This is a genomic window from Providencia sp. PROV076 (genome assembly GCF_028483405.1).
Taxonomy (GTDB): Bacteria; Pseudomonadota; Gammaproteobacteria; order Enterobacterales; family Enterobacteriaceae; genus Providencia; species Providencia huaxiensis.
On the sequence record NZ_JAMPRR010000021.1, the window covers coordinates 35457 to 50470 of the forward strand.

Consider the following 15014-nt stretch of genomic DNA (forward strand, 5'->3'; position numbering starts at 1 on the left):
ACAATAATGGTTTAATAATATAAAAATAGATAAAGCATGATTTATCATTTGAGAAATACTATGAATTATGTCCCCCCTTTAAAAGCATTATTACCCTTCGTATTATTATTTGGCACGGTTTCTATTTCTCAAGCGGCAACACAAAATATGCCTATTCATATTAGTGGCTCCTTTTCAGCAACAACTGCAATATGTCAAATGTCGAGTAATACAATATCGAACTACCGTGCATTGTCCGTTGGGAGAAATGGAAATATAGGTCAAGAAATCGCACCGCATAAAATTGAGCTCAATATTGATTGCAATATGAACGCCAAAGCACAACTATCCTTTAATGCGCCATCAACGCCTTATTCGAGTAATTTATTTCAAACTTCCAGTAATGCATTCGGCGTTAAATTAAGCTGGCAAGGGGAGCCTATTTTCCCTAATGAAAGCGTTGCCATTACCATGACTCAGAATCAAAAAAATTACTATGTCGATGCAGTCTTAGTCAGAGTTGCGCCAAATGGGATTGGAGATTATGGCGAACACTCGTTTAATATTGCTGGAAACTTAGCGGTAGATTACCCATAGATACTGGCTGGTTTCTACTATCGCTCAATTTTCCGTCATCTTGTTGATTTTTCCACTTTTATCTCATCGTCTAGTTTTTGTACACAATAGAAACGTAAATGCAAAAATAAAAAAAATGTATTTTTCTTTATGCAAACGCTTGCGTCATGGAATGAGATGCGTATAATGCGCCACAATTTGCCGGGAGAAACTATGAACGCTGCTGCTCTATTTCTTACAGAGAACACCTCCACTGCACTGCCTTCTGGCGGTCTGGACAGCCTGTTTTTCCCCTTCTTATTTATAAAAAAGCCCCTCAATGAGGGGCTTTTTTTTGGCCTATAGACCTAATATGTCTTGCTGACACAGGAGAACAACAATGCCGAACCCTTTATACCACCGCGATATCATCTCGATTAATGATTTAGACCGTTCAGACCTTGAGTTGGTACTTAACGTCGCTGCTTCATTAAAAAAACAGCCACAACCTGAGTTTTTAAAACATAAAGTCATCGCAAGTTGTTTCTTTGAAGCCTCTACACGTACACGTTTGTCATTCGAAACGGCAATCCACCGTTTAGGTGCTTCTGTTGTTGGTTTCTCTGATAGCACCAACACTTCACTCGGCAAGAAAGGCGAAACTCTGGCAGATACCATCTCTGTCATCAGCCAATACGTGGATGCAATTGTCATGCGCCACCCCCAAGAAGGTGCCGCGCGCCTTGCTAGCCAGTTTGCAGGCCAAATCCCTGTCATTAATGCAGGCGATGGATCAAACCAACATCCAACACAAACGTTACTCGACTTGTTTACTATCCAAGAAACTCAAGGCCGTTTAGAAAACCTGCAAATTGCCATGGTCGGTGACCTAAAATATGGCCGAACTGTGCATTCCTTAACCCAAGCACTGTCTAAATTTGAAGGTAATCACTTCTACTTTATTGCTCCTGAAGCGCTTTCAATGCCAAACCATATTCTGCACATCTTAGAAGAAAAAGGCGCAACCTACAGCCTGCATAATAATATTGATGAAGTGATGCCAGAGCTCGACATTCTGTATATGACCCGCGTACAAAAAGAGCGCCTCGACCCCTCTGAATACGCGAATGTTAAAGCGCAATTTATTTTAAGTGCCGCTGATCTCCATTGTGCAAAACCGAATTTAAAAGTCTTACACCCACTGCCTCGAGTTGATGAAATCGCGGTAGATGTGGATAACACACCGTATGCTTACTATTTCCAGCAAGCAGGAAATGGGATTTATGCAAGGCAGGCATTGTTATCTCTGGTTTTAAATAAAGAATTGGCTATCTGAGGAGGAAATTACCATGACACACGACCATAAATTACAAGTTGAAGCAATCAGCCACGGTACCGTTATTGACCACATTCCTGCTCAAATTGGTTTCAAGTTACTAAAATTGTTTAAGCTAACAAAAACAGACGAACGCATCACGATTGGCTTAAATTTGCCATCAAGTAATCTAGGTAAAAAAGACATTATCAAAATCGAAAATACCTTTTTAACCCCAGAGCAAGCTAACCAATTAGCTATGTATGCCCCTGAGGCCACCGTTAATCGTATTGAAGATTACCAAGTGGTAGAAAAGCTTGAACTCACACTGCCTCACTATATCGACAACGTGTTAATTTGCCCAAATAGCAACTGTATTAGCCATAATGAGCCCGTATCAAGCAGTTTCCGTGTGAAAAAAATCGACAAAGAAGTCGCACTCACGTGTAAATTCTGTGAAAAAGAGTTCGATAGAGACGCTGTGATCAATAACCAGTAAGTTATTTTTGCGTAGACTGCGGTGTTGTCTAGGTGCAATCCATGTTTATAATAGTGCCTAACACCCCATAAAGTTATACTCAACATCATACCAAACTACAGAAACCGCTGTGGCTTGCCATATGACGAGTATTTTCTCTTTACGTGATGAAACGGAGTAGTTATGTCATACGAAATCAATACAGAAAACGCACCAGCAGCGATCGGTCCTTACGTTCAAGGCGTAGATTTGGGTAGTATGGTTATCACATCAGGGCAAATCCCTGTTGATCCTAAAACTGGTGAAGTGCCTGAAGATATCGCAGCACAAACTCGCCAATCACTGGCTAACGTAAAAGCGATTTTAGAAAAAGCTGGCTTAAGTGCGGCTAATATCGTGAAAACAACGGTATTTGTAAAAGATTTAAATGACTTTTCGACCGTGAATGCAACCTACGAAGAATTTTTCAAACAGCATAATGCACCGTTCCCAGCTCGTTCTTGCGTTGAAGTTGCTCGCCTGCCAAAAGACGTGAAAATTGAAATCGAAGCAATCGCAGTACGTAAATAACGATTAATTCGAGCCAAACACCCCATCCTTTGAGTGGGGTGTCTTTCATTACTGTCTACCTCCGATACAGAATAAATTCCCCGTCACAGTAGTCATCTTCATGCTTTGCGAATAAAGAAAATCACATCTCTTTTTTATTTAGATCACTGATATGAATACTAGCAACTGAAAAGATTTATTTCCTCTGCGCTTTTGATATTCATACAAATTATTTTTTTCCTTGTTTTAAATCAAATAGTGGTGATCTAAAAAAAAGCAAAATCCCATATATTGTGCTTTAATTACACCAGATGACACAACATATAGTATTTATTCACATTTTATCCACAGATTAGTACCCGTGATAAACATGGCGAATAGCTGAAGTCGCATTGTGGATAACTTAACAAGGAGAATGCCCGTGGGAACGGTTGTTATAAAAAGAGATGGTTGTCAGGTCGGTTTTGACCTTCCACGAATTCAAGAAGCCGTTAAACGTGCAGCGGCTGCTGTGAATGTTAAGGATGACGATTATTGTCTTCAGGTTGCTTCTGCTGTTACAGAGCAACTTTGCAGCCGTGACCGAGTGGATATCGCTGACATTCAAGATGCAGTTGAAAACCAGCTGATGGCCGGGCCTTATAAAGACTTAGCCCGTGCTTACATTGAATATCGCCACGATAGAGACAGCGAACGTGAAAAACGCAGCCAATTGACGCATGACATTCGTGGGTTAATCGAACAAAGTAACGTCTCTTTACTCAATGAAAATGCCAATAAAGACAGTAAAGTGATCCCGACACAGCGCGATTTACTCGCGGGTATTGTCGCTAAACACTATGCAAAACAACATATTTTGCCGAGAGATGTCGTTATTGCACACGAACGAGGCGAAATTCACTATCATGACCTCGACTATGCACCTTTTTTCCCGATGTTTAACTGTATGTTAATTGACCTTGAAGGTATGTTAACGAATGGCTTTAAAATGGGAAATGCAGAAATAGAGCCACCAAAGTCTATTTCAACGGCCACTGCCGTCACAGCACAAATTATCGCCCAAGTTGCTAGCCATATATATGGCGGTACGACAATTAACCGTATTGACGAAATTTTAGCGCCATATGTCGCAATCAGCTATGAAAAGCACCTAAAAGTCGCCAAAGAGTGGGGAATTGCAGATGCGGAAGGTTATGCACACAACCGTACAGATAAAGAGTGTTATGATGCTTTTCAATCCTTAGAGTATGAAGTCAATACACTTCACACCGCAAATGGCCAAACCCCTTTTGTGACCTTCGGTTTTGGCCTTGGAACGTCTAAAGAAGCGAGGCTCATTCAGCAATCAATTCTGAAAAATCGCATTGCCGGCCTTGGCAAAAACCGCAAAACAGCCGTTTTCCCGAAACTCGTATTTGCAATTAATGATGGCCTAAACCACAAATTAGGTGACCCTAATTACGACATCAAACAACTCGCTTTAGAGTGTGCGAGTAAGCGCATGTACCCTGATATTCTTAACTACGATCGCGTTGTTGATGTGACTGGGTCATTTAAAACACCTATGGGTTGCCGCAGCTTCCTTGGCGTCTATGAAGAAAATGGGCAACAAATTCATGATGGGCGCAACAATTTAGGCGTTATCAGCCTAAACTTGCCTCGCATTGCTATCGAAGCGCAAGGTAATGAAGATGCATTTTGGGCATTACTGGATGAACGTCTAGCAATTGCCAAAAAAGCCTTAATGACCCGCATTGCCCGTTTAGAAACCGTAAAAGCGCGCGTCGCGCCAATTTTGTATATGGAAGGCGCCTGCGGTGTTCGGTTAAAAGCTGACGATAACGTTGCTGAGATCTTTAAAAACGGACGTGCGTCTATTTCCTTAGGTTACATTGGGTTGCATGAAACCATCAATGCGCTTTTTGGCACACAGACTCATGTCTATGATGATGAAAAATTACGTAAAAAAGCGGTCGAGATTGTCAGCCGCTTACGCCAAGCCACTGATGAGTGGAAAGCCCAAACAGGCTACGGTTTCAGCTTATACAGCACACCAAGTGAAAACTTGTGTGACCGTTTTTGCCGTATCGATACCGCTGAATTTGGGGTGATACAAGGTGTTACCGACAAAGGTTACTACACCAACAGCTTCCATTTAGATGTTGAAAAACAAGTCAATCCTTACGATAAAATTGATTTTGAAGCCTCTTACCCAGCTATCGCGAATGGTGGGTTTATCTGTTACGGCGAATATCCTAACTTACAACATAACGTTAGAGCCTTAGAGGACGTGTGGGACTACAGTTATCAACATGTGCCTTATTATGGGACTAACACTCCAATTGACGAGTGTTATGAATGCGGTTTCTCGGGTGAATTTTCTTGTACTAGCAAAGGCTTTACCTGCCCTGCTTGCGGCAATCATGACACAAATAGAGTTTCTGTCATTCGTCGAGTTTGCGGTTATTTAGGTAGCCCAGATGCCAGACCATTCAATGCAGGAAAACAGGAAGAAGTGAAGCGTCGTATCAAGCACTTAGGTAACGGCCAAATAGGTTAATGCTATGAATTATCACCAATATTATCCTGTTGATGTGGTCAATGGCCCAGGAACTCGCTGTACGCTGTTTGTCGCAGGCTGTGTTCATCAATGCCGTGGTTGCTACAACCAAAGTACATGGCGAGTGGATTCAGGCACACCATTCACCCAAGAAATGGAAGACCAGATTATCCAAGATTTGCAGGATACGCGAATCCATCGGCAAGGGCTTTCCCTTTCAGGCGGAGACCCGCTGCACCCAGCCAATTTACCTGCGGTGCTCAAGTTGGTAAAGCGCGTAAAAGCTGTTTGCCCAGATAAGGACATCTGGTTATGGACAGGATACACATTGGGTGATTTCACGCTTGAACAGCAAAAAGTGGTGAGTTTTGTCAATACCGTGATTGACGGCAAATTCGAGCAAGATTTACATGACCCGCGCTTAATTTGGCGCGGTAGCTCGAATCAGGTGATCCACAGACTGCGTTAAATTTGCCGTTCCCAATATAGTTTGGTACCAAAACCTAATTTGTTATCCACCATTTTGACATTCTGTAAGTGAAGCTGCCAAACAGGCAGTTTCGCTGCTATTGCCACAGGGAAACGACGGCAGTAGAAACCGCGAGAGAGCTGTGCGTCCTCACTTTCTAATATTTTAATTTCACCTGTAAATTGAATACCTTGTATTGCATTCACAGCTTTGGTCTGTGCCGATATTGTGCCAGCAACCTGTGGGTTAGCCACCATCAATTGCCCATGTTTTGAATTTGGATCTGTCATTAAAATCAGGCACATCTTTTTCGCATCAAATGCATAGTAACAACTGGCAGGCCAGATATCATTGTTATGGTGAGCAAAAAGGGAAAAAACGTGTTGGCGGGCAATATAGCGTTGGATGTGTTTTAACGTTTGTTCAGGCGTCATAGCGGTTTCCATATAAACCCGTTCAGAACAAGCTTTCAGGGTATTCCCCTTAAGCTTGCTTAAACTGTTCTGAACGTAGGCATAAAATTCGCTATTACTATACTCTAACTAGCTGAAATATTAACCTAAATGTTTTTAGACTTATACGCCAACTAAATTCGAGTATTTATTCTAAATAATTCGAGTTGTAGCTAGGCGGCAAGTGAACGAGGCGCTAGGAGCATACATAAGTATGTGACTAGTGCGAATGAACGCGGCCAACAACGCTACGGCTCGAAGTATGACGAGTAAATATGACGAATAAATTTATTTGTAGATAGCCGCAGTACCACTCATGCTATTCTCACCGCCAGCTGAAATCACACGGAATGAAGTCGCACCAGCTTCATCAGCTTTTTTGGCCAATTGTGCGGTCAGGTCATTAACACTTACCGCACCAGTTACTGATACATAACCTGTTGCAGGTTGACTAGTATGTTGAACTTCTTCAGCGGCCATTGAACCAAATGAAACAGCACCTAAAGCTAAAGCAGCAGCAAATAATGTTGATTTTTTCATTGTACATTCCTTCTTGTAAACTTGATTTTTAGTTGGGATTTTTACTGTCCCTCTGTGATATGGATCATATTATGCGCTTTATTTTGAAAAGAAAATTAGCTAATTTTGCTATAGTTATTCAAATATTTTGAATGTAAACTTAGGTTGAGGTTACAAATTTGTGACAGTTTCATATCATTTTTTATTTAAATTTTAATATGTTATAAATATCTTACTTAACGAATATATTCGTTGTAACCTTATATTTTCTTCTTATAAATCAGCACAGAATGATAAAAAAAACTCTAGAAAAAAAACAATTAAAACAAAGTGATTGGTATCTTTACTTAGTAAGAGAGAAAAATAACGCTTTGTATTGTGGTATCACCACCGATGTACAACGTCGTTTTGAGCAACATAAGGCAGGAACAGGAGCAAAAGCATTGAAAGGAAAAATGCCACTAGAACTGGTATTTTCTTGTTTTATTGGTTCTCGCTCAGCCGCGTCAAAAATAGAATATCAAGTTAAGCAACTGAATAAAAAGACAAAAGAAAGGCTGGTCATTGACCAGCCTGATGACCTAGTTAACTACTTAGCTAACTATAAGTTATTGAAGTGTGAAGGGTAAGTCACTAAACCTTGATGTTCCCCAATCTCGCCATTTTCTAAGCCACAAACCAAAAAGTGGGCTTGTTGTTCAGGCCATTGGCAACTTATACCGTGGGTTGCAGCTGGTTCAAAACCGAAACGTGAATAGTAGCGTTCATCGCCCAGTACAACGACCGCACCGTAACCAAACTCATTGAGGCTATCTAACCCTTCATAGACCAGTTTTTCTGCAATTCTTTGGCCTTGATGCGCTTTATTTACCGCTAATGGTGCAAGACCTACCCATTGTACGTCTTCCTCGTTAACGTCCACTGGCGTGAAGCCAACATAGCCGATCACTTCACCATCATCATTTGTTGCCACAACACCGAGCGTTAGCAAACCATCTTCACGTAAATGTTGAACAAGGTTAGCTTCCGCTTCAGTTGGAAAGGTTTCTCGCAATAATTTATCAATACCCATTGCGTCGACAGGGATTTCAACTCGGATTAGCATGATGTTAACACAGGCGATTTATGCTCTGCGTCCTCGCTTTCATGCACGGTTTTAATCACATCGGCCAATTGTAGCAAAGCAAAACGCAGTGGAGCTGGCATGTTTTCAAGCTCGAAAGCATCCATTAAATTCTTCACATAGAGGCCGAGTTCGGTATCCCCTTCAATCACCAGCCTACGCTGGAAAAAGAGTGTGTCAGGGTCTTCTTTACGTGCAGCAATCAGTACCAGATCATTCGCATTACCACTCACGCTAACATCCGCTTCTGCATGCTGTTTTACGGAGAGTTGGCCACCCTGCAAACTGATAAACCAGACTAACGCTAAGTCACGAACCTCAACTTTTAGCCATTTGTCTTCAAGAAAATCCAGCTCCCCTTCCTTCACTGACTCACGAAATTGCCAGCTTAACAACTGTTCAAGGACCTGACGCTGCAGTGCGAATGGGGTCACTTTCAAAGGCAGTTTTAAAAATGAAGGGCCTTTTGTGATGAGTTGAGAACGAATTTTACTTAACACAGTACTGACTCCCGTAGTAATTGTCTGCCCGTTTTCGTGTAACTACTTAACAACAGTAGCAGCTCGAATTATTTAGGGTAACATATTGCATATTTAGATGGTTAAATTTTCAACGCTAATAACTCCATTTTTTGAAGTCATTAACCTAACATTTGACTCATGATGAGTTATCTTGCCAAAAAATGATATTATTGGTTTGATCCTATATCAACTTTTGCCCATCCAGCCAATATTTATTTCTCACATCCCTTTGATAAAAACTATCTCTAATTACCTATTTTCTCCAACAAACATTCAAAAATCAGTCAAAAATAATTCATATTCCATATTTATAAAACTTATTCTCTGATATTTGGTGAAGTCTCTTTATTACCCACCAGCCTCCTTATTTCCTTAACGACCTTAATTAACGAATACTGATATCCATTAACAATTTCTCTGCTCTAAATCAAAATCTATAACAGTTCTGTTGACTAGAATGTCAGCTGTTAAATTTTATACAGGGATAGGACAATGGAATTACTCTGCCCCGCAGGGAATTTGCCCGCTTTAAAAGCGGCTGTCGATAACGGTGCTGATGCCGTTTATATTGGATTAAAGAATGATACCAATGCGCGCCATTTCGCAGGGCTTAATTTTACGGAAAAAAAACTGCACGAAGCAGAGCGCTATATTCATAACCGTAAACGTAAATTACATATTGCGATTAATACGTTTGCGCATCCTAATGGTTACGAACGTTGGCAAAACTCCGTCGATCTTGCAGCAGATCTCGGTGCCGATGCGTTGATCTTAGCCGATATCGCAATGTTAGAGTACGCTGCAAATAAATACCCGCATATTGAAAGACATGTTTCAGTTCAAGCCTCTGCCACCAATACAGAAGCCATTCGCTTTTATCAACGCAATTTCGATGTGCATCGCGTCGTACTTCCTCGCGTTTTATCCATTCATCAAGTCAAACAACTGGCTAGAAATAGCCCTGTACCACTTGAGGTATTCGCCTTTGGTAGCCTGTGCATTATGGCAGAAGGACGTTGCTACCTTTCTTCTTATCTTACTGGTGAGTCACCAAATACCGTAGGTGCATGTTCCCCAGCACGTTTTGTTCGCTGGCAACAAACAGAAGAAGGAATGGAATCTCGCTTAAATAATGTGTTGATAGACCGTTACCAAAAAGATGAAAATGCAGGCTATCCAACGCTATGTAAAGGACGTTATCTTGTCGATGAACAGAAATACCATGTCCTGGAAGAGCCCACCAGCCTCAATACTATTGAATTATTACCTGAGTTGATGGCAGCGAAAATTGCTTCTGTCAAAATTGAAGGCCGCCAGCGTAGCCCCGCTTACGTAACGGAAGTGACCCGTATTTGGCGACAAGCCATCGACCGCTACAAATCCAACCCTAATCACTTTGTCACCGACCCGAAATGGCTAAAAGCATTAGGTGGGCTTTCTGAAGGAAGCCAAACTACATTGGGCGCCTATCACCGTAAATGGCAGTAATTTAAAAGGTAAATATCATGCAGTACTCGTTAGGATCTGTTCTTTATTATTGGCCAAAACAGACGCTGGAAGATTTTTATCAACACGCCATGCAAAGTGATGCCGATATTATTTATCTCGGTGAGACGGTGTGCAGTAAGCGTCGAGAAATGAAGCCCAATGACTGGATAGAACTCGCCCAGCAGCTCGCTAAAAGTGGCAAACAAATTGTCCTGAGCACCCTTGCTCTCCTTCAAGCACCTTCAGAACTTAAAGAGATCAGCAAGTTAGTTGATAATGGTGAGTTTCTCGTTGAAGCCCATGATTTTGGTGTGATCAACATGTTAGCCGAAAGAAACCTGCCTTTTGTCGCGGGCCACGGTTTGAATTGCTACAACGCGCAAACCTTAAATATTCTCTTACGCCAAGGCATGGTGCGCTGGTGTATGCCTGTAGAGCTTTCTCGAGATTGGTTAGTCAATTTACTTAACCAGTGCGATGATATCGGCATTCGTGGCAAATTTGATGTTGAGGTCATGAGCTATGGGCACTTGCCACTTGCCTATTCCGCGCGCTGTTTTACTGCACGCTCTGAAAATAAGCAAAAAGACGAGTGTGAAACTTGTTGTATTAATTACCCTCAAGGGCGCAAAGTGCTCTCCCAGGAGCAACAGCAAGTGTTTACGTTGAATGGCATTCAAACGCTCAGTGGCGCATGCTATAACCTGGGCAATGACCTGCATTCAATGCATGAGCTTGTGGATATTGTGCGCATTTCCCCTGAAGGTATTGGATCCCTTGAGATAATCAAGCAGTTTAAAGCCAATGAAAGTGGGGATATTCCGCTAAATATAGCCAATCAAAACTGCAATGGCTATTGGCGGCAAATTGCAGGGTTGTTGCTAGTGCCTTGATATACAATAGGTAATGAGCTCGAACTATAGCTCATTACCTTAACCAAATAATTCACTGTGCGAACCAATATCAACGAAAGTGATTAAATTACCTTTATCTGACAAGCGATAAACCAGTAAGAAATCACCACCAATATGAAGCTCCCTAGCTCCTTGCCATTCATGACCTTCTAATTCATGGTCAAGATATTCTTTTGGTATTATTTTTTGAGAAAACAGTATTTCCATAACGAGAACAGCCGCATTCATATCCCTACGGCCCGCTCGGTTATATCGTTCCCATGACTTCTTAAACGTTGGTGTATAAGCAACCTGCCTTGGTTGCTTAGCTCGCTTATTACTTGGCTTCTGAGTCAACTTTGCTTAACTCCACCATCATTTCGTTAATTGAATCGTAGTGCTGCTCAATAGCTTTAGCTTCTTTCAACGCTAGTGTAGTTTTCAGCGAAGGTTGCTTACGTTTGATTTCAAAGGGAACTCTTTGCTCTTGAACTACTTGCTCTAAAAACAAACGAATAGCTGCGCTAATAGTCAAACCACAATCTTGTAATACACTCGTGGCTTCCGCTTTTAATTGTTCATCAATTCGACTACGAACATCTGTTGTTTTCAATAGTGTTGACATATCATCCCCCCACACATATCAAACGTAGCTACATTGTGACTACATTGTGGTTGAGTTTAGCATTTGTCGATTAATTAGTCATTATTTCTTTAGGCCGCCTTTTCTAATAGACAATAAACACGATTAAATATTAATGCCGATGCCTGCGCCAACGGTTAAACATATGGCTAATATGACGTAGTTCGCCATCTCGGAGCATACCGATGAATACCCCAATGACCGTATAAATAACCCCTAAAATCAGCATCATCACGATATCCATCAGGACATCGCTAAACGGTAGCCCCATTTGATTAAGACCTGCCATGGCATTCGTGGCCCATGTTGATGGCAATGCTGAAGCAATCATACGTACCCAGTCAGGCATCGCTTGCAGTGGCCAAATCGTTCCTGACATGTAAAACACTGGGGTCGTAATGAATGCCAAAGTTAAATAAATCATTTCAACGCTGCGCAAACATTCTGTCACTAACTTGCCAAGCCCCAGAACAGCCAATAGGAATGGAAACGTGAACATCCAAATCACGTACAGTGGCGCTTCTTGCCGATATCCCAATACCCACGGCCAAAGGGCAAAAAATACGGTAGATAAAAATAACCAAATCGGAATTAGAGCAGATAACGCCCCTAAATAAACGGCTAATGGCGGTTTTCCTTTAGGTGTAGAACGCACCGCGATACTAACTCGCACACAGGCAATCAGCAGGGAGTGCTGCAATAACATCACCAAAAGGCCAGGAAACACAATCGCTGCAAAGCTGATCCCTGGGTTATACAATGGCTCAGTTTCACTGCGAATAGGGGTAATAATCACTTTGGCTTGCTCTTGGCTATAGCCTGCTTTAGTGAGTAACTGGGTGTTATAGGCATTGAGCAGTGTTTGATAGGCTTTTGATAACTCTTGCTGAATTTGCCCACTCGCTAGCCGGTTGGTCCCATCACCATACACTGGCACAGTGATATTTTTACCGCTCAGTAAGTGTTGTTGAAAATCCGTTGGAATAATAATTATCGCAAATAGCTTTCTCGCAATCATATCCTGCCGCGCTTGAGCAAGGTTGTCATAACTCTGCAATTGCACTTTTGGTGTTGCATCGAGATCACGAATTAGCTCACGGCTTGCCGTGCTGTGGTCCATATCAATCACGGCAACAGGTAAATCCCAAAGAACAGGCTTTGCATAAACTAAGCTCATAACACACAGAGAAACCAACAATAACAACCACATCGGTTTTTCCAGCATCCCCAGCAGCACTTTACGAAAGGTTGCAAAATAGATGGACATCAGACAGCCCCCCCTTGGTTTTCTAACCGTTTTATTAATCGCTTACGGATTAAAAAGCCAATCACAAAGGGGTAAATCAATAAGAATAGACACACTTGAACGATGCGAGAAAAGGAAATCTCCCGCAAGAAAATATCAAACATAGCATTTAATGTATGAGTAAGTGGTTCAATATTCGAAATAATTTGCGCAGGCAATATCATTGATAGCTCCGGTACCGCCATACCCGAAAAGGCCAAAGCGATACTCACCAACATCCCTATCAAGCTATATGCCATGATGGCACTTGAGGTAAAACTAAACAGTAATAAGCCGATACTTTGTGCTGCTATCACATAGAAAAACCCTAATACAATCATATATAACGGGTTCCCTACCACTTTAGCATCAAAGATAGTGACCAATGCCGCAATCTCTACAGCAAGTAATATACTGAAAAATAAGGTGTAAGGAGCTAGCTTCCCGAGCAGCGCCATGATAAACGGTTTAACACTTTGTAAGGTGGAACCCCGTGACATCGTATAGATTGTTGCGGTAACAACAAACAGCTGCAGCATATGAATAGTTGCGGCAAACTGTTGATAATAAATATAACTACCACTCGGGTTGAATAAGCTGTCATAAGAGAGTGTCACTTGAGCTAACGGTGGCAATGCCTTTCCCATTGACTTCGCCATTTCTTGGCGATACTTCGCATTCAGCTCTGCCACCAGCCCACTAAAATCTTGAATGGCATAACTGCCTGATGCATAAAAGAGTGCATTATAATACATACGAAGTTCAGGCTGACGACCCCGTAAGACATCTTCTTCAAAGTTATGAGGAATATACAATAACGCGTAATCTTTTGAACTACCGAGTCGTTTTAATGATGTACTGAGATTGTCATCAATGGTTTTCACATCCGCATGTGGGCCCGCGTCGAGGTCACGAATAATCTGCCGAGACACCGGGCTATGGTTATTATCCACCACAGAAACGGGCAAATCCATTAATGTCCCCTCTGAGAAGTTAGCACTAACTAACGTAAACAGCATTAATGGAAACAGCCAACTTAACCAATGAAAAACAGGGCTACGAATAGCCATTTGGGTTTCACGGCTAAAGGCGTGCTCAAAACCGTGCCAAGCGAACTTAAATTTCATGGCAACACCTTTTACTTATCCCAGTGCCATAACACACTCATGCCAGGCCTTAGCCCTTCAATCGGCTCTACAGGATATAAGCGAATTTCAAATGTTTTTAAATCGAAGTCACCGGTTGCACGTGTCGCTCGTTTTGTCGCATAGTCACCTTTCGGCGCAATATAGCGAACCTCAGCTTCAATCAACTTGTTCCCCAAGGCAGGTACATCCAGCTGCACTTTGTCGCCTTTTTTTACATCAACTAAAATATCTTCACGCAAGTTATAGACAAAATAAGCTTGCGGTAGACGTATTAATGAAACTAGAGGACTTCCGGCATTAAATAGCTCACCAATTTCTGCTGGGATAGGTCCTACCTCCCCATCTACAGGGGCTTTAACTTGCAAATCATCAACCTGTACTTGCAATTCAGCCAATTTCTGTTCTGCCTGATTAAGTGCGGCTTCATATTGATGGCGTAATTCAATACGGTCACCATTCTGGCCTTCTTCTAATCGGGCTTTTGCCCCTTGTACTTGCGAAAATGCCACTTCTTTGGCCTTACGTGCGTTATCTAACTCATTCGCTGAAACATACCCTTTGTTTTTTAAATTACTCAAACGTGCATATTCACGAGATGCATTTTGATACTGGGAGTTGGATTGCGCCAAGGTGGCCTGAAGATCACGAATAGTTTCTTCGCGAGTACCATTAATAGAGAGCTCTAGCTGTGCTTTTGCTTGGTCTCTTGCGGCTTTTGATGCTTCATATTGCGCTTGCAGCTCAGGGCTTTCTAATGTTAATAAGAGTTGCCCTTGTTTTACGTCATCACCTCGCTCAATATGACGCTCAATCACCCGCCCTTTTGCTTTCGACGTGACGATGACTTCAGGTGCATCCACTTCCCCCTGCAACAATAAATATTGGTTATGAGAATGAAAAAGTGCCGCTGCTGCGATTAAGATAAGCATCAGCAAAATCAGTGCTATTGTTCTTTTTTTCATTATTTATGTGAACCTTAAATAATAACGGGGGAAACTATCATCCCTAGAGTATGACAAGAAAGTTAAATACAGTGT

The 15014-nt window shown here is 41.8% G+C and carries 19 protein-coding genes; 10 read left to right on the forward strand and 9 right to left on the reverse strand.

Annotation, left to right across the window (positions count from 1 at the left end):
• The first annotated feature begins 60 nt into the window (after positions 1 to 60).
• From PSF67_RS14550 to nrdG, 7 genes are all read left to right on the forward strand, one after another.
• Entirely contained in the window at positions 61 to 576 is a 516-nt protein-coding gene (locus PSF67_RS14550; RefSeq protein ID WP_272677212.1) for a hypothetical protein, read from the forward strand.
• A 192-nt stretch (positions 577 to 768) separates the two neighbouring features.
• A complete protein-coding gene (locus PSF67_RS14555) occupies positions 769 to 900 on the forward strand; it encodes a hypothetical protein (RefSeq protein WP_256372920.1) in 132 nt (43 codons plus the stop codon).
• A gap of 34 nt (positions 901 to 934) precedes the next feature.
• Positions 935 to 1870, forward strand: a complete 936-nt coding sequence (gene pyrB, locus PSF67_RS14560; RefSeq protein WP_206276271.1) for an aspartate carbamoyltransferase — start codon at positions 935 to 937, stop codon at positions 1868 to 1870.
• A gap of 13 nt (positions 1871 to 1883) precedes the next feature.
• On the forward strand, positions 1884 to 2348 hold the full coding sequence (gene pyrI, locus PSF67_RS14565) for an aspartate carbamoyltransferase regulatory subunit (protein WP_272677214.1): 465 nt from the start codon (positions 1884 to 1886) through the stop codon (positions 2346 to 2348).
• Between the two features lie 162 nt (positions 2349 to 2510).
• A complete protein-coding gene (ridA, locus tag PSF67_RS14570) occupies positions 2511 to 2897 on the forward strand; it encodes a 2-iminobutanoate/2-iminopropanoate deaminase (RefSeq protein ID WP_166264018.1) in 387 nt (128 codons plus the stop codon).
• 400 nt (positions 2898 to 3297) lie between these two features.
• Positions 3298 to 5436 (forward strand): anaerobic ribonucleoside-triphosphate reductase, encoded by a 2139-nt coding sequence (gene nrdD / locus PSF67_RS14575; RefSeq protein ID WP_181489924.1) that lies wholly within the window; start codon positions 3298 to 3300, stop codon positions 5434 to 5436.
• A gap of 4 nt (positions 5437 to 5440) precedes the next feature.
• Positions 5441 to 5905 carry an anaerobic ribonucleoside-triphosphate reductase-activating protein gene (gene nrdG, locus PSF67_RS14580; protein ID WP_272677216.1) on the forward strand — a complete coding sequence of 155 codons (465 nt, stop codon included), beginning with the start codon at positions 5441 to 5443 and terminating at the stop codon, positions 5903 to 5905.
• On the opposite strand, the gene PSF67_RS14585 is transcribed toward nrdG, so the two are convergent.
• Positions 5902 to 6339 carry a YhbP family protein gene (locus tag PSF67_RS14585; RefSeq protein ID WP_229597491.1) on the reverse strand — a complete coding sequence of 146 codons (438 nt, stop codon included), beginning with the start codon at positions 6337 to 6339 and terminating at the stop codon, positions 5902 to 5904. The two genes, nrdG and PSF67_RS14585, sit on opposite strands and share 4 nt — an antisense overlap.
• A 306-nt stretch (positions 6340 to 6645) precedes the next feature.
• Positions 6646 to 6897 (reverse strand): multiple stress resistance protein BhsA, encoded by a 252-nt coding sequence (gene bhsA / locus PSF67_RS14590; protein WP_102138194.1) that lies wholly within the window; start codon positions 6895 to 6897, stop codon positions 6646 to 6648.
• A gap of 269 nt (positions 6898 to 7166) precedes the next feature.
• Between bhsA and PSF67_RS14595 the strand changes: the two genes are divergently transcribed.
• Positions 7167 to 7505 carry a GIY-YIG nuclease family protein gene (locus PSF67_RS14595; RefSeq protein ID WP_102138195.1) on the forward strand — a complete coding sequence of 113 codons (339 nt, stop codon included), beginning with the start codon at positions 7167 to 7169 and terminating at the stop codon, positions 7503 to 7505.
• Here PSF67_RS14595 and PSF67_RS14600 read toward each other — a convergent pair.
• Together PSF67_RS14600 and ubiT are read right to left on the reverse strand one after the other, a co-directional pair.
• Positions 7478 to 7981, reverse strand: a complete 504-nt coding sequence (locus tag PSF67_RS14600; protein WP_102138196.1) for a GNAT family N-acetyltransferase — start codon at positions 7979 to 7981, stop codon at positions 7478 to 7480. The genes PSF67_RS14595 and PSF67_RS14600 overlap by 28 nt on opposite strands.
• Positions 7975 to 8499, reverse strand: coding sequence for a ubiquinone anaerobic biosynthesis accessory factor UbiT (gene ubiT / locus PSF67_RS14605; protein WP_102138197.1), 525 nt, complete (start codon positions 8497 to 8499; stop codon positions 7975 to 7977). Before ubiT ends, PSF67_RS14600 begins: the two co-directional genes overlap by 7 nt.
• A gap of 513 nt (positions 8500 to 9012) precedes the next feature.
• On the opposite strand from ubiT, the gene ubiU reads away from it, so the two are divergent.
• Together ubiU and PSF67_RS14615 are read left to right on the forward strand one after the other, a co-directional pair.
• Positions 9013 to 10008 carry a ubiquinone anaerobic biosynthesis protein UbiU gene (ubiU, locus tag PSF67_RS14610; protein ID WP_166264012.1) on the forward strand — a complete coding sequence of 332 codons (996 nt, stop codon included), beginning with the start codon at positions 9013 to 9015 and terminating at the stop codon, positions 10006 to 10008.
• Positions 10009 to 10025: 17 nt separating this feature from the next.
• Positions 10026 to 10901 (forward strand): U32 family peptidase, encoded by an 876-nt coding sequence (locus PSF67_RS14615; RefSeq protein ID WP_102138199.1) that lies wholly within the window; start codon positions 10026 to 10028, stop codon positions 10899 to 10901.
• Between the two features lie 39 nt (positions 10902 to 10940).
• Here the strand turns inward: PSF67_RS14615 and PSF67_RS14620 are convergent, their stop codons facing one another.
• The 5 genes from PSF67_RS14620 to PSF67_RS14640 all read right to left on the reverse strand — a co-directional run bounded on the left by PSF67_RS14620 (position 10941) and on the right by PSF67_RS14640 (position 14939).
• On the reverse strand, positions 10941 to 11258 hold the full coding sequence (locus PSF67_RS14620) for a type II toxin-antitoxin system YafQ family toxin (RefSeq protein ID WP_004905874.1): 318 nt from the start codon (positions 11256 to 11258) through the stop codon (positions 10941 to 10943).
• On the reverse strand, positions 11239 to 11526 hold the full coding sequence (locus PSF67_RS14625; protein ID WP_004905876.1) for a type II toxin-antitoxin system RelB/DinJ family antitoxin: 288 nt from the start codon (positions 11524 to 11526) through the stop codon (positions 11239 to 11241). The genes PSF67_RS14620 and PSF67_RS14625 overlap by 20 nt, the downstream gene beginning before the upstream one ends.
• Positions 11527 to 11656: 130 nt before the next feature.
• The gene (locus PSF67_RS14630) at positions 11657 to 12811 is read right to left on the reverse strand and encodes an ABC transporter permease (protein ID WP_102138201.1); all 1155 of its coding nucleotides are present in this window, start codon (positions 12809 to 12811) and stop codon (positions 11657 to 11659) included.
• On the reverse strand, positions 12811 to 13956 hold the full coding sequence (locus tag PSF67_RS14635; RefSeq protein WP_102138202.1) for an ABC transporter permease: 1146 nt from the start codon (positions 13954 to 13956) through the stop codon (positions 12811 to 12813). The genes PSF67_RS14630 and PSF67_RS14635 overlap by 1 nt, the downstream gene beginning before the upstream one ends.
• A gap of 11 nt (positions 13957 to 13967) precedes the next feature.
• Positions 13968 to 14939: an HlyD family secretion protein gene (locus PSF67_RS14640; RefSeq protein ID WP_102138203.1), complete on the reverse strand. Its 972-nt coding sequence runs from the start codon at positions 14937 to 14939 to the stop codon at positions 13968 to 13970.
• Positions 14940 to 15014 lie beyond the last annotated feature (75 nt).

Coding starts and splice junctions, on each gene's coding strand:
- PSF67_RS14550 (WP_272677212.1), top strand. CDS start 61: ATGAATTATGTCCCCCCTTTAAAAGCATTATTACCCTTCGTATTATTA.
- PSF67_RS14555 (WP_256372920.1), top strand. CDS start 769: ATGAACGCTGCTGCTCTATTTCTTACAGAGAACACCTCCACTGCACTG.
- pyrB (WP_206276271.1), top strand. CDS start 935: ATGCCGAACCCTTTATACCACCGCGATATCATCTCGATTAATGATTTA.
- pyrI (WP_272677214.1), top strand. CDS start 1,884: ATGACACACGACCATAAATTACAAGTTGAAGCAATCAGCCACGGTACC.
- ridA (WP_166264018.1), top strand. CDS start 2,511: ATGTCATACGAAATCAATACAGAAAACGCACCAGCAGCGATCGGTCCT.
- nrdG (WP_272677216.1), top strand. CDS start 5,441: ATGAATTATCACCAATATTATCCTGTTGATGTGGTCAATGGCCCAGGA.
- PSF67_RS14585 (WP_229597491.1), bottom strand. CDS start 6,339: ATGACGCCTGAACAAACGTTAAAACACATCCAACGCTATATTGCCCGC.
- bhsA (WP_102138194.1), bottom strand. CDS start 6,897: ATGAAAAAATCAACATTATTTGCTGCTGCTTTAGCTTTAGGTGCTGTT.
- PSF67_RS14595 (WP_102138195.1), top strand. CDS start 7,167: ATGATAAAAAAAACTCTAGAAAAAAAACAATTAAAACAAAGTGATTGG.
- PSF67_RS14600 (WP_102138196.1), bottom strand. CDS start 7,981: ATGCTAATCCGAGTTGAAATCCCTGTCGACGCAATGGGTATTGATAAA.
- ubiU (WP_166264012.1), top strand. CDS start 9,013: ATGGAATTACTCTGCCCCGCAGGGAATTTGCCCGCTTTAAAAGCGGCT.
- PSF67_RS14615 (WP_102138199.1), top strand. CDS start 10,026: ATGCAGTACTCGTTAGGATCTGTTCTTTATTATTGGCCAAAACAGACG.
- PSF67_RS14625 (WP_004905876.1), bottom strand. CDS start 11,526: ATGTCAACACTATTGAAAACAACAGATGTTCGTAGTCGAATTGATGAA.
- PSF67_RS14630 (WP_102138201.1), bottom strand. CDS start 12,811: ATGTCCATCTATTTTGCAACCTTTCGTAAAGTGCTGCTGGGGATGCTG.
- PSF67_RS14635 (WP_102138202.1), bottom strand. CDS start 13,956: ATGAAATTTAAGTTCGCTTGGCACGGTTTTGAGCACGCCTTTAGCCGT.
- PSF67_RS14640 (WP_102138203.1), bottom strand. CDS start 14,939: ATGAAAAAAAGAACAATAGCACTGATTTTGCTGATGCTTATCTTAATC.